The 18,275-nt window shown below is 66.5% G+C and carries 23 protein-coding genes; all 23 read right to left on the bottom strand.

Going from position 1 to position 18,275, the window contains the following annotated elements; translation table 11 throughout:
• Window positions 1-8: 8 nt before the first annotated feature.
• A complete protein-coding gene (locus ABSF49_RS06895) occupies window positions 9-1,115 on the bottom strand; it encodes an electron transfer flavoprotein subunit alpha/FixB family protein (protein ID WP_424111897.1) in 1,107 nt (368 codons plus the stop codon).
• 11 nt (window positions 1,116-1,126) lie between these two features.
• Window positions 1,127-1,978: an electron transfer flavoprotein subunit beta/FixA family protein gene (locus ABSF49_RS06900; protein WP_424111898.1), complete on the bottom strand. Its 852-nt coding sequence runs from the start codon at window positions 1,976-1,978 to the stop codon at window positions 1,127-1,129.
• 174 nt (window positions 1,979-2,152) lie between these two features.
• Window positions 2,153-2,533, bottom strand: a complete 381-nt coding sequence (nifW, locus tag ABSF49_RS06905) for a nitrogenase stabilizing/protective protein NifW (protein WP_424111899.1) — start codon at window positions 2,531-2,533, stop codon at window positions 2,153-2,155.
• A gap of 20 nt (window positions 2,534-2,553) precedes the next feature.
• Complete coding sequence (locus tag ABSF49_RS06910; protein ID WP_424111900.1) at window positions 2,554-3,675, bottom strand: hydroxymethylglutaryl-CoA lyase-like TIM-barrel protein; 1,122 nt, start codon at window positions 3,673-3,675, stop codon at window positions 2,554-2,556.
• A gap of 40 nt (window positions 3,676-3,715) precedes the next feature.
• Complete coding sequence (gene nifS, locus ABSF49_RS06915; protein ID WP_424111901.1) at window positions 3,716-4,915, bottom strand: cysteine desulfurase NifS; 1,200 nt, start codon at window positions 4,913-4,915, stop codon at window positions 3,716-3,718.
• Between the two features lie 14 nt (window positions 4,916-4,929).
• Window positions 4,930-5,331 carry a NifU family protein gene (locus ABSF49_RS06920; protein WP_424111902.1) on the bottom strand — a complete coding sequence of 134 codons (402 nt, stop codon included), beginning with the start codon at window positions 5,329-5,331 and terminating at the stop codon, window positions 4,930-4,932.
• Between the two features lie 27 nt (window positions 5,332-5,358).
• Window positions 5,359-5,679 (bottom strand): HesB/IscA family protein, encoded by a 321-nt coding sequence (locus ABSF49_RS06925; protein ID WP_424111903.1) that lies wholly within the window; start codon window positions 5,677-5,679, stop codon window positions 5,359-5,361.
• 140 nt (window positions 5,680-5,819) lie between these two features.
• Window positions 5,820-6,437 (bottom strand): nitrogen fixation protein NifQ, encoded by a 618-nt coding sequence (locus ABSF49_RS06930; protein WP_424111904.1) that lies wholly within the window; start codon window positions 6,435-6,437, stop codon window positions 5,820-5,822.
• A 38-nt stretch (window positions 6,438-6,475) separates the two neighbouring features.
• The gene (gene fdxB / locus ABSF49_RS06935; protein ID WP_424111905.1) at window positions 6,476-6,790 is read right to left on the bottom strand and encodes a ferredoxin III, nif-specific; all 315 of its coding nucleotides are present in this window, start codon (window positions 6,788-6,790) and stop codon (window positions 6,476-6,478) included.
• Window positions 6,790-6,990, bottom strand: coding sequence for a CCE_0567 family metalloprotein (locus ABSF49_RS06940; RefSeq protein WP_424111906.1), 201 nt, complete (start codon window positions 6,988-6,990; stop codon window positions 6,790-6,792). The genes fdxB and ABSF49_RS06940 overlap by 1 nt, the downstream gene beginning before the upstream one ends.
• Before the next feature lie 45 nt (window positions 6,991-7,035).
• Window positions 7,036-7,497, bottom strand: coding sequence for a NifX-associated nitrogen fixation protein (locus ABSF49_RS06945; protein ID WP_424111907.1), 462 nt, complete (start codon window positions 7,495-7,497; stop codon window positions 7,036-7,038).
• Between the two features lie 6 nt (window positions 7,498-7,503).
• Entirely contained in the window at window positions 7,504-7,998 is a 495-nt protein-coding gene (nifX, locus tag ABSF49_RS06950) for a nitrogen fixation protein NifX (RefSeq protein ID WP_424111908.1), read from the bottom strand.
• Complete coding sequence (gene nifN, locus ABSF49_RS06955; protein ID WP_424111909.1) at window positions 7,961-9,349, bottom strand: nitrogenase iron-molybdenum cofactor biosynthesis protein NifN; 1,389 nt, start codon at window positions 9,347-9,349, stop codon at window positions 7,961-7,963. The genes nifX and nifN overlap by 38 nt, the downstream gene beginning before the upstream one ends.
• A gap of 9 nt (window positions 9,350-9,358) precedes the next feature.
• Complete coding sequence (gene nifE, locus ABSF49_RS06960; protein WP_424111910.1) at window positions 9,359-10,843, bottom strand: nitrogenase iron-molybdenum cofactor biosynthesis protein NifE; 1,485 nt, start codon at window positions 10,841-10,843, stop codon at window positions 9,359-9,361.
• A 64-nt stretch (window positions 10,844-10,907) separates the two neighbouring features.
• The gene (gene nifK / locus ABSF49_RS06965; RefSeq protein ID WP_424111911.1) at window positions 10,908-12,446 is read right to left on the bottom strand and encodes a nitrogenase molybdenum-iron protein subunit beta; all 1,539 of its coding nucleotides are present in this window, start codon (window positions 12,444-12,446) and stop codon (window positions 10,908-10,910) included.
• Window positions 12,447-12,577: 131 nt separating this feature from the next.
• Window positions 12,578-14,080, bottom strand: a complete 1,503-nt coding sequence (gene nifD, locus ABSF49_RS06970) for a nitrogenase molybdenum-iron protein alpha chain (RefSeq protein WP_424111912.1) — start codon at window positions 14,078-14,080, stop codon at window positions 12,578-12,580.
• Between the two features lie 83 nt (window positions 14,081-14,163).
• A complete protein-coding gene (gene nifH, locus ABSF49_RS06975; protein ID WP_424111913.1) occupies window positions 14,164-15,060 on the bottom strand; it encodes a nitrogenase iron protein in 897 nt (298 codons plus the stop codon).
• A gap of 321 nt (window positions 15,061-15,381) precedes the next feature.
• Complete coding sequence (locus ABSF49_RS06980) at window positions 15,382-16,242, bottom strand: SIR2 family NAD-dependent protein deacylase (RefSeq protein WP_424111914.1); 861 nt, start codon at window positions 16,240-16,242, stop codon at window positions 15,382-15,384.
• 2 nt (window positions 16,243-16,244) lie between these two features.
• Window positions 16,245-16,457 (bottom strand): putative nitrogen fixation protein NifT, encoded by a 213-nt coding sequence (gene nifT, locus ABSF49_RS06985; RefSeq protein ID WP_424111915.1) that lies wholly within the window; start codon window positions 16,455-16,457, stop codon window positions 16,245-16,247.
• Window positions 16,454-16,762, bottom strand: coding sequence for a nitrogen fixation protein NifZ (locus tag ABSF49_RS06990; RefSeq protein WP_424111916.1), 309 nt, complete (start codon window positions 16,760-16,762; stop codon window positions 16,454-16,456). The genes nifT and ABSF49_RS06990 overlap by 4 nt, the downstream gene beginning before the upstream one ends.
• On the bottom strand, window positions 16,762-17,529 hold the full coding sequence (locus tag ABSF49_RS06995) for a 4Fe4S-binding leucine-rich repeat protein (RefSeq protein ID WP_424111917.1): 768 nt from the start codon (window positions 17,527-17,529) through the stop codon (window positions 16,762-16,764). The genes ABSF49_RS06990 and ABSF49_RS06995 overlap by 1 nt, the downstream gene beginning before the upstream one ends.
• Before the next feature lie 26 nt (window positions 17,530-17,555).
• On the bottom strand, window positions 17,556-17,750 hold the full coding sequence (locus ABSF49_RS07000) for a 4Fe-4S binding protein (RefSeq protein ID WP_424111918.1): 195 nt from the start codon (window positions 17,748-17,750) through the stop codon (window positions 17,556-17,558).
• A gap of 40 nt (window positions 17,751-17,790) precedes the next feature.
• The coding region (locus ABSF49_RS07005) for a NifB/NifX family molybdenum-iron cluster-binding protein (protein WP_424111919.1) at window positions 17,791-18,275 on the bottom strand (485 nt) is incomplete at its 5' end.

Below are 18,275 nucleotides of genomic sequence, written 5' to 3' on the forward strand. Positions count from 1 at the left end.
CGTTCTCCTCAACCGGCGAGTCGGTCGCTCGTATGCGCAGAAACGCGGGCGCGGAACGCTTCGGTCAACGCCGGCAGAAATCGAATCGCGTCGGTCGCCACGGCGAGATGGGCAAAGTCGAGGATCGGCGCTTTGCGGTCGGTGTTGATGGCGACGATCAGGTCGGCGCCCTCGACGCCGACCCGATGCTGGATCGCGCCGGAAATGCCGGCGGCGATGTAGAGCTTCGGGCGGATCGTCTTGCCGGTCTGGCCGATCTGCCGCTCCGCCGGCGCCCAGCCCTTCTGGACGCAGGGACGCGAGCAGCCCCATTCGCCGCCGAGCACGCCGGCGAGCGCGCGCACCAACTGCAGGTTCTCGGCGCCTTGCAGTCCGAGGCCGCCGGCGACGACGACGTCGGCGAAGGCGAGGTTCGATCTGTGCGAGGCGCGATCGGGCAGGAAAGACAGCACCTTGGTGACGATGCTCTCTTCCTTCAGATCGACCGCATGTTCGACGACGCGGCCGGTTCGCCCCTCTTGGCGCGTCGGCGTCGGCATGACGCGCGGGCGCACCGTCGCCATCTGCGGCCGCGTGTTGAGGGTGTAGATCGTGCACAATAGCGAGCCGCCGAAGGTCGGACGCGTCGCGGCGAGAGATTTCTCGGCGTCGACCGTGAGCTCTGTGCAGTCGGCGGTGAGGCCGGTGAGCAGCGTGGTGGCGACCGAGCCGGCAAGATCGCGCCCGAGGTTGGTCGCGCCGAGCAGCAGGATCTCCGGTTTGTGCGTATCCACAAGGTCGGTGAGCGTCTTCGTGTAGGGCTCGTTGCGGTACTCGGCGAGAATCGGGTTCTCGACCAGGTAGGCGAGGTCGGCGCCGTAGACGAAGCCTTCGGCGATGGCCTCGCGCGTTCCCGCTTCCGGCGCGCCGACGACCACTGCCGCGAGCTCGACGCCGAGCTTATCGGCGAGCTTGCGGCCTTCGCCGATCAGCTCCCATGAGACGGGGTGGACCTGGCCGCGTTCGAGTTCGACCATCACCCAGACGTTCTTGTAGGCCTTGAAGCGCTCGGGCAGCTCTTTCTTCATCGCCGCGCGCGAGGACGCGGGCGCGGCGGGAGCGGGCGTATCGGACATCGCTTGTCTCCTCACAATCCGGCGGCGAGCCGCTCGAGGTCGGCGGCGAGCGCCGGCTTGGCCTCGAACAGCGCGGCGATCAGATCCTCGGCGGTTTCCTTGGCGCGCGGCTTCGGTTCGATCGCCTTGGCCTTGTCGGCGCGCGGGGTCGGCGCGAACACGCGCTTGACCACCGTCGGCGAGCCGCGCAGCCCGCACTTCTGCAGATCCTCGACGCCCGCCGCCGCGGCGCTCCAGGTCACGATCTCGGCCCGCGCCGCACGCAAGGCGTCTGCAAAGGCCCCGCGCCTGATTTCGGCGGAGCCTTCGAGCATGGTGACGAGGCAGGGCAGGGCCGAACGCAACACCTGCACGCCGCCTTCCGCGCGACGCTCCAGATCGATCGTGCGCGCCGCGGCGTCGAGGCCGGCGATCTTGGAAATATAGGTGAGCTGATTGAGACCGAGCCGGCGGGCGATGCCGGGACCGACCTGCGCCGTGTCGCCGTCGATCGTCTGCTTGCCGGCGAAGACGATGTCGGGCGCACCCCAGGTCTGGCCGATCTTGCGGATCGCCTGGGCGAGGGCGTAGCTCGTCGCCAAAGTGTCGGAGCCGGCAAAGAAACGGTCGGTGAGCAGCACCGCGCGATCGGCGCCGAACGTGAGCGCCTTGCGCAACGCATCCTCGGCCGACGGCGGACCCATGGTGAGGACCGTCACTTCGCCGCCTTGCTCGTCGCGCAGCCGCAGCGCCGTTTCGAGCGCGAACAGATCATAGGGGTTGATGATCGTCGGCACGCCCTGGCGCATGATGGTGTTGGTGACCGGATGAACGCGGATCTGCGCCGAGTCCGGAACCTGCTTGATGCAAACGATAAAGTGCATAGGGCCTCCGCGGCGAAGACGGTCGGACCCCTCAACGCATGCGCCGTGCCAAGCGCCGCGAATATTCATAAATGACTGTAATAGCCGCCATTTCTGGATATGGGCCGCCGTCGGACGACAATCTGCGACGCGGCGCTGTCGGGAACGCGACACGACGACGTCGCCGCATTCCGCTCATCGCGTCGGCGGCAGCGGCGCAATTTCGTCGAGCCCGACGAAGGCGGTCTTGGGCCGCGCCGGACGCTTGGGGTCGTGGTCCTTCAGCACCTGGAACACGCGTTCGGCGAGCGGGGACGAGCGTTCGAAATCGGCGTAGGCGCGTTGCAGCGTCGCCTTGACGCGCGCCGCGACGACCGAACCGGGCAAGCCGTCGAGGTCGTCGCTGCCGAGATATTGGCCCATGCGCTTGAGGATATGCAGCCGGGCGACCCGCAGCACCGCCTCCTCATAGGCGACGCCGAGCGTGGCGAAAAAGTCCTCGGCCGAGGATAGGCGCTTGAGCTTGTCGAGGATGTCCGTCGCGTCGATCGGTCGTTCGTCCGGCGAGCAGATCATTTTTCGGCTTTCCCCCGCGCTCATTCGGCGGCGCGCATGAACTGAGACAGCGTCTCGGCGACGGACTCCTCGTGGAGGCGCGCCAGTTCGTCGCTCGAGATTGCGGTTTTGCTCTGCGCGGCGCGTCGGCGCACCCGCGCGACGAGAAGGGGCGCGGTTTCCTCCGCCAGGGCGACGCCGCGCTCGCGGAGCGCGTGGGCGAGCGACTTCGCGCCCGAGTGCTTGCCGACGACGAAGCGATCGCGCCGACCGAACAGCGCCGGATCGGGACCGCGATAGCTCTCGGGATCGGCGAGCAATCCGGCGACGTGAACGCCCGACTCGTGGGAAAAGACGTCGGCGCCGACGATCGCCTTGCCGGCCGGAACGCAGCGCTGCGCCGCTTCGCCGACCATCGCGGCCAACTCGGACAATTGGGTGAGATCGACGCTGGTCGTCTCGCCGTATAGGCATTCCAGCGCCGCCGCGACCTCCTCGAGCGGCGCATTACCCGCGCGCTCGCCGAGGCCCCCGACCGTCACCGACAGGTGCGTCGCGCCGGCCCGCGCCGCGGCGAGACTGTTGGCGGTCGCCAGTCCATAGTCGTCGTGGCCATGAAACTCGATCGCCAGGTCGCTCGCCGCCACGACGCGCGCCACCAGCGCGTGGGTCGCGAACGGATCGAGCGCGCCGACCGTATCGGCGATCCGCAGGCGAAAGGCGCCAGCTTCCGCCGCCGCATCGGCGAGGCGCAATAGATGATCGACGTCGGCGCGCGAAGCGTCCTCGGCGCCGACCGCGACCTCGAATCCGGCGTCGAGCGCGAACGGAACCAGCTGGCGCACACGCGCCAGCGCCTCGTCGCGGGTGACGCCGAGCTTGGCGTTGAGCAACCGATCGGAAGCCGGGATCGAGAGATTGACGGCGCCGACGCCGGCGCGAAGCGCGGCGGCGATGTCCGCCTTGGTCATGCGGCACCACGCCAGAACCCTGACGCCGAGTTCGAGCCCGGATATGGCGCGAAGCGCCTCGATCTCTTCGTCGCCCATCGCCGGGGTGCCGGCTTCGAGTTCAGGAAGGCCCGCCGCAGCGAGCGCTTCGGCGATGGCGATCTTCTCGGCGAGGGTGAAGGCGACGCCGGGCGTCTGTTCGCCATCGCGCAAGGTTGTGTCGTTGAGCGCGATTCGTCGCGTCGGCGCGCGCTCAAGCATAGGCCGGCTCGGCGGAACGCGAGGCGACAGCGGTTTCCGGCGCGTGCGAACGGGCTCGCAACCGCTCGACGATCAAAGGCAGCGTCTCGATCACCCGGTCGATGTCGTCGTCGTCGTTGTCGCGCGACAGCGAAAAGCGCGTCGCGCCAGCGGCGACGGCGGCGAGGACGGACATCGCGCGCACGACGTGCGAGGGAGCTGGCGAGCCGGCGGAGCAGGCGGCCCCGGAAGAGGCGGCGACCCCGACGCGGTTGAGCAGCAGCACGATCGCGTCCGCCTCGGCGCCCTCGCAGACGATCGCACTGGTGTTGGGCAGCCGGCGCTCGACGTCGCCAAGAACGAACGAACCTTGGATTTGCCCCAGCAGACTCGCCTCCAGCCGGTCGCGCAGCGCGCGCATGCGCGCCGCATCGCCACGCAGCCGCGACGTCGCCATTTCGGCCGCCTTGCCCAGGCCGACAATGCCCGGCGTATTCTCGGTGCCGCCGCGCCGGCCACGTTCCTGGTTGCCGCCCAGCATCAGCGAGCGAAACGGCGCGCCGCGCCGCACGTAGAGCGCGCCGACGCCCTTGGGTCCGTGCAGCTTGTGGGCGGAAAGCGAAAGCATGTCGATTGCGGTGCCGCGCAGGGCGATGGGCAGGCGTCCGACCGCCTGGACGGCGTCGGTGTGGAAGAGCGCGCCGACCGCCTTGGCCTCCTCCGCCAGCTCCTCGACCGGGAAGACGACGCCGGTCTCGTTGTTCGCCCACATGATCGATGCGAGCGCGACCCTGCGCGAAAGCGCCGCGCGATAGCGCGCGCGGTCGAGCCCGCCGAGGGCGTCGACAGGAATGCGGTGAACCTTGACGTGGCGCGTGCGTTCGAGATGCGAACACAGCGCCAGAACCGCCGGATGCTCGACCGCGGAGACGACGATCTCGTTGCGCTCGTCGGTGGCCTCGAGCGCGCCGAGGATGGCGGTATTGTCGGCTTCCGTTCCGCCCGAAGTGAAGAGGATCTCTTCGCGGAACGCTGCGCCGAGCAGCGCGCGCACCCGTTCGCGCGCCTCTTTCAACGCCAGCCGGCTCGTCGCGCCGAAATCATGCACCGAAGACGGGTTGCCGAAATCCTCGGTGAGGCAGGGCAGCATCGCTGCGACGACCTCCGGGGCGACGCGGGTGGTGGCGTTGTTGTCGAGATAAACGGCCCGCATCGCGCGCCTCCTTGTCAGACGGGAACGACCTTGACTGGGAAACCCAACGCTTCGATCAGGCGCATGCGCACGCCGAGCACGGTCATCGAGGCGAGCTGACAGCCGACGCAGGCGCCGGTGAGCCGCACCCTGACGACGTCGTCGACGACGTCGACGAGCTGACAGTCGCCGCCATCCGCCTTCAGGCGCGGCCGCAACGCGGCAAGCGCGCTTTCGATTGCGGCGATGCGCTCGGGAGCGTCGAGGCGTCGCGCCGGGCGCGGCGTAGGATTCGGAACGGGAGTTGGCGCTGTCCTTGCGACCGACGGTCGGCGGTCGAGGCCGACCAGCCGCACGCGTCGCGGGTTCAGGTCGGTGGCGACCGGCGCCTCGGCGACGCCGGCCTGCAAGGTTTCCGCTCGCCCACTATCCAACATGGAGCGTCTCCGATTCTCGGTTCAGGTTCAGGAGAAGGACTTGCCGCACGAACATTTGGAGGCGGCGTTAGGGTTGTCGAAGACGAAGCCGGAAGCTTCCAGGCCAGTGACGAAATCGACCGTCATGCCCGCGATATGCGGCTGGGACTCTTTGTCGATGAACAGCTTGACGCCGCTCTGCTGGACGATCGCGTCGCCTTCGCGCGTCGCCGTCTCCAGCCCCATCATGTATTTCAGGCCGGCGCAGCCGCCCGCCTGCACCATGATGCGCAGGCCCTCCGCCGGCTGGGCCGAACGGGAAAGCGCGGTCTTGACCGCGGAAACGGCGCTATCCGTGAGCTGGATCATCAAAGGCCTCCTCGCGGGTCTGGCGGCAAATGGCCTTTGCATGGGCCGTGCCAAACGTACGCCTTTGATTATGTGGTCTTTTGTTTATGTCACGGGATGTCGCGAAGACGACAATGGCTTGGCTGCGCGCGACAATGTCGCTAGGGCGCCGCCGCCGCGCGACCGACCATCGCGAGTCGGCTCAAGCCGTCCTCGTCGCCGAAGCAGGAGGAGAAGTCGACGCAGACCGAGCAGTGGGGTGCGGTGCAGAGGCTGAAGCCTTCGATTTCGCACAGGCGGCGATAGAAGAACTTCTTCCACCGCATGTTCTTGGTGTTGCCGGCGTGCAGCACGGGGAAATGGCGCGCCAGCAGTCGGTTCAATTCGCCGCGGTTGAACAGGCCCAGATCCTGCCAGAGATGATCTTCGCCCATCGCGCGTCGGGCGATGATCGAGGCGAGCCAGCCCGATTCCTCGCCGCGGCCGGCGCTGTGGCTCGTCAGCAAGTCGCGCAGCAGATCCTCCTCCATGGAGCGGATTGGATCGGGCGCGTGTTCGAGGCGCAACGGCGTCGCGCCCAAGGGAAATCGCGCCGCGAACAGCGCCACCGCTTCGGCGCGCGTCAGGCCGAGACCCTCCGTCAGCGCGAGATCGGCCGCCGCCTGGTCGGCGAGCGCCGCCGAAAGGACGCAGGCGAAGACGTGATCGTCGAACGTTTCGCCTTCGTCGGCTTTTGCCGTCTGTGCGGCCCGTAGCGCCGCATAGCGTTGGTCGAACATCGCCGCCTCCGCTTTCTCGTCGCGCCGGATCAGCGCCGCTACGCGGCGATGCGGTCGGCGGCCAAATGGGTCTGGCAATCCTTGGGACAAACGCGCGCGCAGGCGGCGCAGCCGACGCAGGCGCCGGAATTGTCGACGATCATGATCTTGCGGTTCAGTTCGCCGTCGAAATCGTCGTCGTCGTCCTCGGTCACCTTGCCGAGCACCGTTCCGGAATCGTCGACGCCGTGCAGATGCATGACCTCGCGCGAGCAGACCTTGTAGCAGCGGCCGCAGCCGATGCACTTGGACGCGTCGATCGCGGTGAGATATTCCGGCGTCCAGGCCGAGCCGTCGCGCGTCAGATAGGCCATCACGCCGCCTCCAGCGCTTTCAGGCGACCGCGCGCTGCTTCGAGGGCCGCGTAAGCATCTTGGGCCGCGCGCGCGACGTCCATGATCGTGGTCCAGTTGATCGGCAGATCCTCGGCGAGGTCGTGGAGATTCATCTTGGCGGCGATCGCTCTGGCCGAGAGTTTCTTGATTTCGCTCTTCAGCGCGTCGACGTCGGACATGGGAATCCCTTCCTTGTGGGCCTTGAGCGGCGCGAATGCGTGGCGTCAGACATCCGCCACCGCGGGATAGGCGTCGATCCATTTCTTCGCATCGTCGACCAGCTTCTCCCCAGCCTCGGCGAGCTTGTCGAAACTCTCGAAGCCGAAGCGATGAACGTCGCGCAGGCTCTTGGAGATCACCACCAGCCGGCCGACGCTCAGGATCACGCGGCCGAAGCCCTCATGCGACATCTTCATCATCGGCGACGCCATGCGGCCGGTCGCGCGTTCGATGTCGAGGCCGACAGCGATGTAGAACTTCTCCACCCGCCCCAGCACGTCGGGATCGGGGTCGCCGATGATCGGGATCTGCCGCCGCTGCTCCTTGGTGACGATGAAATCGGCGAGGATTTCGGCGTCGGACTTTCGCTCCCAGACGCCGAATGTGTCTTCGGCGCGCACGACGCGCACGAGTGTCCTGACGAACGGCGCCGTGAGGTCGGCCGGCTTGTCTTCGATGTCCGCCATCGCGTGTCAGTCCTCTTCGAAATCCGGTTTGGCTGGGCCGACGCCGGCGCTGGCGAGAACCTTGCGCAGCCACGGCGGCGGCGAGCCGGCGAGCATCGCGCGCGTGCGCTCGAGAACCTCGGGGATCGGCGACGCCTGTGGCGTCTTGATCGGATGAATGCGGGCGGCGACCACCTTGGCGGCGGACGGGCCGCCGATCGCCAGGCAGAACAGCAGATGGCAGCCGACCAGCGCCGCGACCTTGGGCGTGATGCGATCTTCGCCCTCGCCTTTGTGCGCGCCGGACTCGTCGGAATTGTCGTCGAAGGCGACCGCCTCGACGAAATCCCAGCCGTCCTTGGTCACGTCGTAGACGGCGAAGCGCGGCGCCGAGCCGAAATGGGCGTTGAGGCCTTTCATGTCGCGCGTGGCGATGGCGACGCGCACGACGCCCGGCGCCGGCGGGCCCCTCGCCGGCTCGTCCTCAATGCCGACCAATTGCAGACGCCGGACGGCGCTCATGCTCGTTCTCCTGGTATCGAAATGGATCGAGAGACTCAGGCGTCGGCTCACAGCGCGCGCTCTCGAAGATGTTGGCGACTTCGAAGATGAGGTCGCGGGCGCCTTGATAGCCGACGCGCAGTTTGTGCTGACTGCCCAAGCGGTCGAAGACCGGGAAGCCGACGCGCAGCAGCGGAACGCCGAGGCGTTCGGCGGCCTGTCGGCCATGACTGTGGGTGACGAGCAGGTCGGCGCCCTCGGCGAGCGCCTCGAAGTCGCCGAGGTCGCCGACCTTGACCGTGTCGCAGGGGATGTGCTCGAGGATTCTCGAACCCCCTGTCGTCGTCACCGCGGCGTGAATCTCGGCGCCCAAGCCGATGAAGAAGGTCGCCAACGCATAGAGAAGATCGGGCTCGGCGGCGATGGCGATCCGCTTGCCCGAGAAGTGGAAGTGGCCGTCGAGCAGCGCGTCCTGCAACTGCGCGCGCCGCCGGCGGATCGACGCCGGGGCCGGCCGGCCCGAGAGTTCGCCGAGCAGCCGCACCAGGCGATCGACCGCCTTCAGACCGCTGAGCTGGCGAAACAGCGCGAATTCGACTCCGGTCATTTCTTGCAGCCGCGCGGCAGGCGCGCGCATATGCTCGCCGATCGCGATCGTCAGGCGCGCCTCGCCGAGCGTACGGATGTCTTCGATTGCCGTTCCGCCATAGGTGGTGGGAACCCAGCTTGCCGGCACCGTTCCGTCGAGCGAACCGGCGATGTCCGGCAGGATCACCGGCTCCAGGCCGAACGCTTCGACCATCGCGCGCAAGTGCTCGACGTCGGCGACGCTCAGATGCGCGCCCGGCAGCAGGTTGACGCGCTTCTCGTTGCGCCGCTGCGCCGGCCCGCGCCGCGCAATCGTCTCGATCATCGCCTTGACCGCTTTGCTCCAACCCTCCTCGATTGCGCCGTCGAAATCGGGCGTCTGGGCGAGCGCAATCTCGGTTCCCGCGAGATCGGCGGCGCGTCGCGATTTGATCGCAGCCAATTCGCCGGCGAAATCCTCGCCGCGCGTCTCGACCAGCGCCGTCGTGCAGACGCCGATCAGATTCGGCTTGGTGCGGGCCTTCAGATTGAGGATCGCCTCTTCCAGATGATCGGCGCCGCCGAGGATGGTGGCGACTTCGTCCATCGCCGTCGTCTGGAGGGGAATCGTCTCCTTGAAGTGGCGCACGAACAGCACCAGCGCGAACGAGGTGCAGCCCTGGCTGCCATGAAACAGCGGCACGGCGCCGGCGACGCCAAGAAAGGCGAAAGCGGCGCCGAGCGGCTGCGAGGATTTCAGCGGATTGACCGAGGCCGCCTTGGCGACCGGAAGGATCGACGCCATCTCCGCCCCCTAGCACTCGCCCAGTTCGTCCGCCGCCGTCGCGGCGAATTTCCTGTGCGTCCGTGCGATGAAATCCGCGCCGTCGTCACTCGCGCCGGCGATCGAAAAGCCTTCTGCGTCCCAGGGCGCTGGCGCGCGCACCTGCTCCCAGACCGGGTTGTGGATGGCGAGGTCGATCTGGCGCACCAGCTCCACCATGCCGTCGTAGCCGGCGTAGGGGTGGCGGCGCTCCTGATTGATGTCGAGCCATGGCGTCTTCGCCTTGAGCGCGATGAATTGGGTGCGCCCTCCGGAGAGCATGATGTCGGCCTTGCCGGAGGCGAGCAGCGCATAGAGGTCGCGCGGCGCCATGTTGTCGAAGGCGTGCTTCTCGTCCTTCAGCAGAGCCTTGATGCGCGCCTTGTCTTCGTCGGTGGATTTCTTGGTCGCGGCGCCAACGATCTCCATGCCGACCTCTTGTAACGCCGCGATCACGGACCACGACTTCACGCCGCCGGTGTTGAGCAGAACGCGTTTGCCCGCCAGCCTGGCGCGATAGGGCGCGAGGCGGCGCCAGATACGCGCCTCCTGGTCGGCGATCAGCGCCTCGGCGCGATCGACGAGCGAGCGGTCTGCGCCCTCCGCGACGAGCAGGCGCGCGAGTTGGCGCAGCGCATCGGACGTGTCGGAAACGCCGTAAAAGGAGCCTTCGAAATACGGGATGCCCCAACGCTCCTCCATCTTGCGCGCCATGTTGATCAGCGCGGTCGAGCAGACCATCATATTGACGCGCGCGGTGTGCGCGCCGGCGATGTCGCGATAGCGGGCGTCGCCGGGAATGCAGGCGCGCACCCGCATGCCGAGCGCTTCCAGCAGCGGCTTGACCATCCAGAACTCGCCGGAGAGATTGTATTCGCCGAGAATGTTGACGTCCGTCGGGCCGACGTCGTCAGGCTCGTAGGCGCCGATGACGTGGTCGAGCAGCGCTTCGCCGGCGAGCTTGTTGCCGAGGTTCTTCGATCCCGCGAAGCCGGGGGCATGAACCGGAACGACGGGCGTGCCGAAGCGTTCGGCGGCGCGAAAGCACACCGCGTCGAGGTCGTCGCCGATCAGCGCGGTTACGCAGGTTGAATAGACGAACACCGCAGGCGGCGCGTAGGTCTCGACGATTTCGCGGATGGCGCGAAAGAGCTTCTTCTCACCCTGACCCATCACCACGTCGAGTTCGGTGAGGTCGGTGGTGAAGCTGCGCCGCCACAGCGCCGAGCCGGACGAGGCGGCGCCGCGATTGTCCCAAGAATTCCCCTCGCAGGCGAGCGGGCCATGGACGAGATGGGCGACATCGGTGACCGGCTGCAGGACGATCTTCGCGCCGTCGAAGGCGCAGCCGCCTGCCGCCGCGCCGGGCGTCAGCGGCTTGGAGCAACCCTTGGCTCGCGTCGAGGCGTCCTTGGCCTGGTTCTTCTCGCAGGCGGGCTCGTTGAACAGCGCCTGGATGCGCGCCTGGCTCGACATGGACGAAGCTCCGGAAATCGGATGGCGCGGGCCGGGCGATCGCGCGCCCGGCGCCGCACAGGGATTACCGCGTGAGGTCGTAGGAATAGTCGGTCTTGCCGGGGACGATCGTGTCCGCGTCGAGCTTGTCGAACACCTTGTCGAGGATCGTCGTCAGCACCCTGAGGGCGCCCTGGTAACCCCACAATGGGAAGCGGTGGTGATGGTGACGATCGAAGATCGGGAAGGTCAGGCGCAGCAGCGGCGTTCCAGTGTCGCGCTCGAGATACTTGCCGTAGGAATTGCCGATGACCATGTCGACCGGCTCGGTGAACAAGAGCGAGCGCAGGTGCCAGAGGTCCTTGCCCGCCCAGATCTTGGCGTCCTTGCCGAATGGCGACGCCGCCAGCACTTGGGCCAGTTCCTCTTCCCAACGCTTGGAGCCGTTGGTCGCCAGGCAATGGATCGGCTCGCCGCCGGTCTCCATGACGAAACGCGCCATCGCGCTGACGAAATCGGGATCGCCGTAGATCGCGTATTTCTTGCCGTGCAGCCAGGACTGGCTGTCGGCCATCGCGTCGATGAGCCGGCCGCGCTCCAGACGGAGCGACTCGGGGATCGCCTTGCCCGACAGTTCCGAGATCTTCATCAGCAGTTCGTCGGTTGCGCGAACGCCAATCGGATAGTGGAACGACGCGGTCTCGTGGCCAAGCGACTCCGCGTAATCCAGCGTCTTGCGGGTGTTCCAATACTGGAGCGAGATCGTCGCCTTGGCGTCGAGCGCGGCCTTGACGTCGTCGAGCTTGGTCCCGCCGTCGAACATGCGGAACTCGCCGTCGGAGGGCGTATCGAACTGGTCGGAGGCGTCAGGGAGGATGGTGTAGTCGACGCCCATCACGTCGAGCAGACGCTTCAATTCGCGGTTGTTGCCGACGCAGAAGCCGTCGAAGCCGGGAATGATGTTGATCTTGCCATTCACCTTGCGTTCGGCGCCCTTCCAGAGGTTTTCCAGCACGCCCTTGACCATGACGTCGTAGCCGTCGACGTGGCTGCCGACGAAGGCCGGCGTATGCGCGAAGGGCACGGCGAAGTCCTGCGGAACCGAATTCTTGTCCTTGGCGGTCTGGATGAACGAGTGCAGATCGTCGCCGATGACCTCGGCCATGCAGGTCGTCGACACCGCGATCATCTTCGGCCCGTAGAGCGCATAGGCGTTGGCGAGCCCGTCGACCATGTTGGTGAGCCCGCCGAACACCGCCGCATCCTCGGTCATCGACGAGGAAACTGCGCTGCAAGGCTCCTTGAAATGGCGCGAAAGGTGCGAGCGATAATAGGCGACGCAACCTTGCGAGCCGTGGACGAAGCTCAACGTCCTCTCGAAGCCGGCGGCGGCGAACACCGCGCCGAGCGGCTGGCAGGCCTTGGCCGGGTTCACCACCAGCGCTTCGCGCGCAAGGTTCTTTTCGCGATACGCCCAGCTCTTGGTGTGCTCGCCCTGCTCGGCGACGGCGGCGTCGCCGACGCCGCAATCGAGCGTCGCCTTCTTGCGCGCGAACATCTCCTGATATTCCGGTTCGCGGAACAGCGGCGCATGGTCGAGGATGCGTTCGGCTGACTGGGGCATATTCGGTTCCTCTCATGTCCGGGCCGCGCCATCCGGCGGCGCCGTCGAGAACTGGGGTTGCGCACTGACGCGGGGGTCGGGCTCCGCGGCGCGGGGGGGGGGCTAGTCGCTTTCGTTCGGGTTGGTTCCGATCACTCGGCGGCGACGGCCAAGGACTCCGGCTTCAGCCATGGGGCGTCGAACAGGTCCCAGACGGGATTGTTGATCGCCAGATCCATGTCGCGAGCGAAAATCGCGAAGCCGTCGTAGCCGTGGTAGGGGCCCGAATAGTCCCACGAATGCATCTGACGGAATGGAATGCCCATCTTCTGCACCGGGTACTTCTCCTTGACGCCGGAGCCGACGAGATCGGGGCGGACTTTCTCGACGAACTTTTCGAGTTCGTAGCCGGTCACGTCGTCGTAGATCAGCGTGCCCTTCTTCACGTAGTGGCCGGTGCGCTGGTAATCGTCGTTGTGGCCGAATTCGTAGCCGGTGCCGACGATTTCCATACCAAGGTCTTCGTAGGCGTTGATCACGTGGCGCGGCCGCAGGCCGCCGACGTAGAGCATCACCGTCTTGCCGGCGAGGCGAGGCTTGAACCTGGCGATCACGGCGTCGACGAGCGGACGATACTTGGCGATCACCGCCTCCGCCTTGGCCTCGATCTCGGGGCCGAAGTGCTTGGCGATCTTGCGCAGCGACGCCTCGATCTGCGACGGCCCGAAGAAATTGTATTCCATCCAGGCGATGCCGTACTTCTCCTCCATGTGGCGGCAGATGTAGTTCATCGAACGGTAGCAGTGAATGAGATTGAGCTTGGCCTTGGGCGCGCGCTCAATGTCGGCGAGCGTCGCGTCGCCCGACCAGTTGCCGACCACGCGCAGGCCCATTTCCTCAAGCAGGATGCGCGAGGCCCAGGCGTCGCCGCCGATGTTGTAGTCGCCGATGACGTTGACGTCGTAGGGACCCGCTTCCCACTCGATCTCCTTCTTGTCGAACACCCAATCGCGGATCGCGTCGTTGGCGATGTGGTGGCCGAGCGACTGGGAAACGCCGCGAAAACCCTCGCAGCGCACCGGAACGACGGTCTTGCCGCTTTCCTTGGCCTTCTTTTTGGCCACGGCCTCGATGTCGTCGCCGATCAAACCGATCGGGCATTCCGACTGGATGGTGACGCCATTCGCCAGCGGAAACAGCTCATTGATCTCGTTGATGACCTTGTCGAGCTTCTTGTCGCCGCCGAACACGATGTCGCGCTCTTGAAAATCGGAGGTGAATTGCATCGTGACGAACGTGTCGATTCCGGTATTGCCGATGTAGTAGTTGCGGCGTTGCGACCAGGAGTACTGGCCGCAACCGACCGGGCCGTGGCTGATGTGGACCATGTCCTTGACCGGGCCCCAGACGACGCCCTTCGAGCCGGCGTAGGCGCAGCCGCGGATCGTCATCACGCCGGGAACTGACTTGATGTTGGACTTCACGTCGCATTCGGTGAGCTGCTGAACCTCGCCGGCGACTTCGTCTTCGCCCGCCGGTTTGGCGATCGAGAGGTGCTTCCGGCGGCGCTTGCCGAATTTGTCGGGATATTGCGACAGAACTTCCTCGATAAGCTTCTCGTGAAAGATTCCGTCGTTTTCGTAGTCGAGGCTCATGAGGGTCTCCTATCGAACGATGCGGGTCGCCTGGGGCGCGCGCGCCGACGGGGTCAAAGCCCGCGCCGCGCGCGCCGCCAGGGTCAGAGCGCAGCCACCAGCTTGGCCGCCTCTTTCGCTTGCAACTCGGCGAGCGCCTGCTCTTCAGTCTTCATGATGCCGAACTCCATCAGCATCTCTTCCAACTCTTCCATGGTGATCGGAGTGGGGATCGTGCCCTTGCCGGAGTTGTTGTGAATCTTGTTGGCGAGCTGGCGATACTCGTTCGCCTGCGCGCTGTCGGGCGCATATTCGATCACCGTCTTGCGGCGCAGCTCCGCGTGCTGAACGATGTTGTCGCGTGGCACGAAGTGGATCAGTTTCGAATTGAGACGCTTGGCGAGCGCCTCGGCCAGCTCCAGTTCCTTGTCAGTCTGGCGCTCGTTGCAGATGAGCCCGCCCAGGCGCACGCCGCCGGAATGGGCGTATTTGAGAATGCCCTTGGCGATGTTGTTGGCGGCGTAGAGCGCCATCATCTCTCCGGACATGACGATGTAGATTTCCTGCGCCTTGTTCTCGCGGATCGGCATGGCGAAGCCGCCGCACACCACGTCGCCGAGCACGTCGTAGGAGACGTAGTCGACGTCGTCGTAGGCGCCGTTCTCTTCGAGGAAGTTGATGGCGGTGATGACGCCGCGGCCGGCGCAACCGACGCCGGGCTCAGGGCCGCCGGATTCCGTGCACTTGATGCCTTTGTAGCCGACCTTCAGAACGTCCTCGAGTTCGAGGTCCTCGACCGAGCCCGCCTCGGCGGCGAGGCTGAGCACCGTGTCCTGCATTTTGGCGTTGAGGATGAGACGGGTGGAATCGGCCTTGGGATCGCAGCCGACGATGAGGATCTTCTGTCCGAGATCGACGAGCGCCGCGAGGGTGTTTTGCGACGTTGTCGATTTGCCGATGCCGCCTTTGCCGTAGAAGGCGATTTGGCGAAGAGCTGCCATGACCCGAGTTCCTTTCACCGCGAGGGGCGCCTTTGAGGGTCGCCCGGAAGATCTCGGCAGCGAATTTCGCCGCCTCGCGAAACAAGGATTTCAAGGATCGTGCCAAGTCGCCGTGCAGGCAAATCGCGGTATTATAACAATACGTTGCAAGACATTACGCGAACCTGGGCGCCTCGACAGCGTTGTGTCGCGACCCCGACAAACGCGACAGGATGGTCGTCTTCACGGGCTGGCGCGGGAGCAGAAGAGAAGCGCGCGCGCCTTCCCCCTTGCGAGGAGAAGGGGCAGCCGCCCTCGCCAAGCCGTTCGTTTCGTCGCGGTTCAACCGACCAGGGCCTGCGCCGCCGCGGCGAGCGGCGCGTCGATGATCTCGATATCCTGATCGACGAAGAACTTGGCTTCGTTGCGGGTCAGCGCGTCCGCCTCGACGACGACGAAATGCGGGCCTTTCGAGCGCTTCATGATCTGGCGCGCGTAGGTGCGCAGCATCTGGTCGTGGAAGGGGCAGCCGAGGAAGAGAAAGCCGCGCTCCGCGCGCCTCGCCTTCACGGCCGCCGGGATCGGCGTCTGGATGTCGATTTCCGTCAGCACCTCGACATAATCGGAATCGGCGACGAGGAAATTGCGCGCCGGCCGCACGCCGCCATGGGGTGAATAGAGCGCCGTGCCGGCGTCGTCAGCCGCGCCGCCCTCGCATGGCGCGCCGTCGGCGTCGTAGGTCTTGGTCCAGACGTCGCCGCGCACGCCGGCCCGAGCCACCCCCTGGATTTCGACGAAGTCGCGCCGCCCTGCGGCGCGCAGCGCGGACGCCATGGCGTCGTCGTACCAGGCGTTGACGATCAGCGCGAGCGGCAGGCGGGCGACAAACTCCAGCAACGGCGTCGGCGGGGCGGGCGCGGCGAAGATGTCGGCCATGAAGGCGTCGAGCGTCTTGCGATGGCGCCGGCTCTCGATGAACTGCGCGACCGACCACATGTTGGTGCGGATGCGCGCCGGCGCCGGCGCGCGGGCGTTCAGCGCCGCGGCGACGGCTTCCGGCGTCGAGGGCAACGTCGCGCCGGAAAGCGGAAGCACTCCTGGCCCGAGATAGGGAATGAGCGCGTCGGCGACGAGCGCACGCCGCGCGCGCGCGAGCTGGTCGGCGACGTCAGGGCGCGCTTCGGCCTCGAGCAAGCCGTCCATGGTCATTCCTCCTCGCCGACTTTCCGGGCGCTGACGGTAATCGGCAGGCGCGTTTCGGCGGGCATGTCGGGAAGCATGAGCGTCCAACCGTTGCGCAGCGTGACCGAACCGCCCCACAAGGTCACGCGCTCCGTTGCGACGATCGGCTCTTCCAGGTCCTTCTTCGGAACGTAGGCGGACAAGCCCTTGTCGCCGCGGCGGATCATGACCTTCATTGCGCGTTCTCCTCGAGGCTCGGCGTGTCAGGCGCGGTCCGGTCGAGACTGACGAGTTCCTTGGCGCGCATGCCGACCAGCGTCCCGCTGTCGACCCATTCGACCGCGTAGATGTAGAATTGTTGCAGGAACGTGCCGATGTCCCTGACGTAGCCGACCTCGCCCTTGCACACGAGGACGTCGCCGATCTCGCGCCTGGGGTAGGTGCCGTCGTTCTTGACGTGCTTGGTCGCACGCACCTTTTCGCCAGGCAAGAAGCAGGGCGCGGCGCGAATCTCGATTTCCTGTTCGCGGGCCAATCCCATCATTCGGCTCCCATGCTCAGTCTTTGGCGCGCGAGGTCGCGCACGATTTCGTCCGCGTCGTCGGCGAGCGCGCCGAGGGCGGCAACCGGCAGGCGCTCGGCGCAGACGAAGCGAACACGAAAGTCCTCGTCTTTCGTCATCAGGGCGAGCGCCTCGTCGGGCAGCCGTTCGGCGATCTCGATGCGCACCAGCGGATCGGGATCGGCGATCATGCCGACAAGCGCATAGGCGGGAACGCGCCGCGCCGCTTCGCGCCGAACCGACGGGTCGCTGTCGTGTATCAGGCGAAGCAGCAGCGCCGGCTCGGCGCGCCGCGCCGCGGCCAGACGCACGGAATAGTCGCTGTCGTTAAACAGCGCGGCGAGCGCTTCGCCGCTCAGGCGTTGGGCGATGGCGATGCGCACGCGCGGGTCCGGATCGTGCGCGAGCGCGCCGATCCGCGCCAGCGGCAGGCGCAGCGCGACCATCGCCCGCACGTCCGGCTCGGCGTCATCGATCAGCGCGACCAGCCGGAACGGCGAGGCGTAGCGCGCCGCGAGCGTGCGCACTTCGAAATAGGGATGGGCGAGGTGACGTTCCGCCTGGGCCGGATTGAGCGCGAAGAAGCGGTCGATGCGCCGCGCGCGCCGGTCCATGACGCAGGTCTTGCCGAGGTCGCATAGGCCTGCCGCGCGCGTCTCCTCATAGGGGCAATCCGCGCAGCGCACGGGATTGCCCAACCAGTCGAACGCGCCGTCCTCGACCTCGGCCGCCCCATTCTCGCTCACGCGCGCCTCGCCCATCTTCAGCGCGGTCAGACCTTCACGCAAGTCTTCGGCACGGGGCAGACATTGGCGCATTGCTGCGTGTCGAAATGGCCTTCGCATTCGGTGCAAATCTTGGGGTCGATGATATAGGCGTCGTTCTTGAACTTGATGGCGCCGGTCGGGCACTCGAATTCGCAAGCGCTACAGGCGGTGCATTGGGACGCGACGATCTTGAAGGCCATTGTCTTTCTCCTCCTGATTGAAACGGACTGAAGCTTTGCGTCAGGCGACCGCTTGACTGGGCGCGCTGGCGAAGGTCTCGGCATAGAGTGCGCCAATGGCCGTCTCGGCGTACTCGTAGGCATAGGCGTCGCTCGCCGCGATGCCCGCAGCTTCGAGCATGTCCTTCGGGCAGTCGCCGATCTTCGCGCACAGCACATGGCGCACGCCTTCGAGCGCGGCGATGACCGCGTCGAGGGTCGCGTCCTCGCCGAAGCCGCCCAGGCAATAGGCTTCGACCTTGCGATGGCCGACGAAGACAACGCCCTTCGACGAAGCCTCGTAGATCTGGAATTCCTTGGCATGACCGAAATGCTCGTTGACCCGTCCGCCGCCCTTGGTGGCGACCGCGACCAGCAGCGACTGGCCCTCGGCGGCGGCCTCCTGGATCGCGGCCGCGGCGGCCTGTTTGGCCGCGACATGATCGCCGCGTTCGACGGCGACAAACTCGCGATACGCAGTCCGCTTGGCGGGGTCGTAGTCGACCG

The organism is Roseiarcus sp., from assembly GCF_049514155.1.
Classification (GTDB): Bacteria; Pseudomonadota; Alphaproteobacteria; order Rhizobiales; family Beijerinckiaceae; genus Roseiarcus.

Excerpts from the sequence above, each read along its gene's own strand:
- ABSF49_RS06895 (WP_424111897.1), bottom strand. The coding sequence starts at position 1,115 with ATGTCCGATACGCCCGCTCCCGCCGCGCCCGCGTCCTCGCGCGCGGCG.
- ABSF49_RS06900 (WP_424111898.1), bottom strand. The coding sequence starts at position 1,978 with ATGCACTTTATCGTTTGCATCAAGCAGGTTCCGGACTCGGCGCAGATC.
- nifW (WP_424111899.1), bottom strand. The coding sequence starts at position 2,533 with ATGATCTGCTCGCCGGACGAACGACCGATCGACGCGACGGACATCCTC.
- nifS (WP_424111901.1), bottom strand. The coding sequence starts at position 4,915 with ATGCGGGCCGTTTATCTCGACAACAACGCCACCACCCGCGTCGCCCCG.
- ABSF49_RS06920 (WP_424111902.1), bottom strand. The coding sequence starts at position 5,331 with ATGTTGGATAGTGGGCGAGCGGAAACCTTGCAGGCCGGCGTCGCCGAG.
- ABSF49_RS06925 (WP_424111903.1), bottom strand. The coding sequence starts at position 5,679 with ATGATCCAGCTCACGGATAGCGCCGTTTCCGCGGTCAAGACCGCGCTT.
- ABSF49_RS06930 (WP_424111904.1), bottom strand. The coding sequence starts at position 6,437 with ATGTTCGACCAACGCTATGCGGCGCTACGGGCCGCACAGACGGCAAAA.
- fdxB (WP_424111905.1), bottom strand. The coding sequence starts at position 6,790 with ATGGCCTATCTGACGCGCGACGGCTCGGCCTGGACGCCGGAATATCTC.
- ABSF49_RS06940 (WP_424111906.1), bottom strand. The coding sequence starts at position 6,990 with ATGTCCGACGTCGACGCGCTGAAGAGCGAAATCAAGAAACTCTCGGCC.
- ABSF49_RS06945 (WP_424111907.1), bottom strand. The coding sequence starts at position 7,497 with ATGGCGGACATCGAAGACAAGCCGGCCGACCTCACGGCGCCGTTCGTC.
- nifX (WP_424111908.1), bottom strand. The coding sequence starts at position 7,998 with ATGAGCGCCGTCCGGCGTCTGCAATTGGTCGGCATTGAGGACGAGCCG.
- nifN (WP_424111909.1), bottom strand. The coding sequence starts at position 9,349 with ATGGCGTCGATCCTTCCGGTCGCCAAGGCGGCCTCGGTCAATCCGCTG.
- nifE (WP_424111910.1), bottom strand. The coding sequence starts at position 10,843 with ATGTCGAGCCAGGCGCGCATCCAGGCGCTGTTCAACGAGCCCGCCTGC.
- nifK (WP_424111911.1), bottom strand. The coding sequence starts at position 12,446 with ATGCCCCAGTCAGCCGAACGCATCCTCGACCATGCGCCGCTGTTCCGC.
- nifD (WP_424111912.1), bottom strand. The coding sequence starts at position 14,080 with ATGAGCCTCGACTACGAAAACGACGGAATCTTTCACGAGAAGCTTATC.
- nifH (WP_424111913.1), bottom strand. The coding sequence starts at position 15,060 with ATGGCAGCTCTTCGCCAAATCGCCTTCTACGGCAAAGGCGGCATCGGC.
- ABSF49_RS06980 (WP_424111914.1), bottom strand. The coding sequence starts at position 16,242 with ATGGACGGCTTGCTCGAGGCCGAAGCGCGCCCTGACGTCGCCGACCAG.
- nifT (WP_424111915.1), bottom strand. The coding sequence starts at position 16,457 with ATGAAGGTCATGATCCGCCGCGGCGACAAGGGCTTGTCCGCCTACGTT.
- ABSF49_RS06990 (WP_424111916.1), bottom strand. The coding sequence starts at position 16,762 with ATGGGATTGGCCCGCGAACAGGAAATCGAGATTCGCGCCGCGCCCTGC.
- ABSF49_RS07000 (WP_424111918.1), bottom strand. The coding sequence starts at position 17,750 with ATGGCCTTCAAGATCGTCGCGTCCCAATGCACCGCCTGTAGCGCTTGC.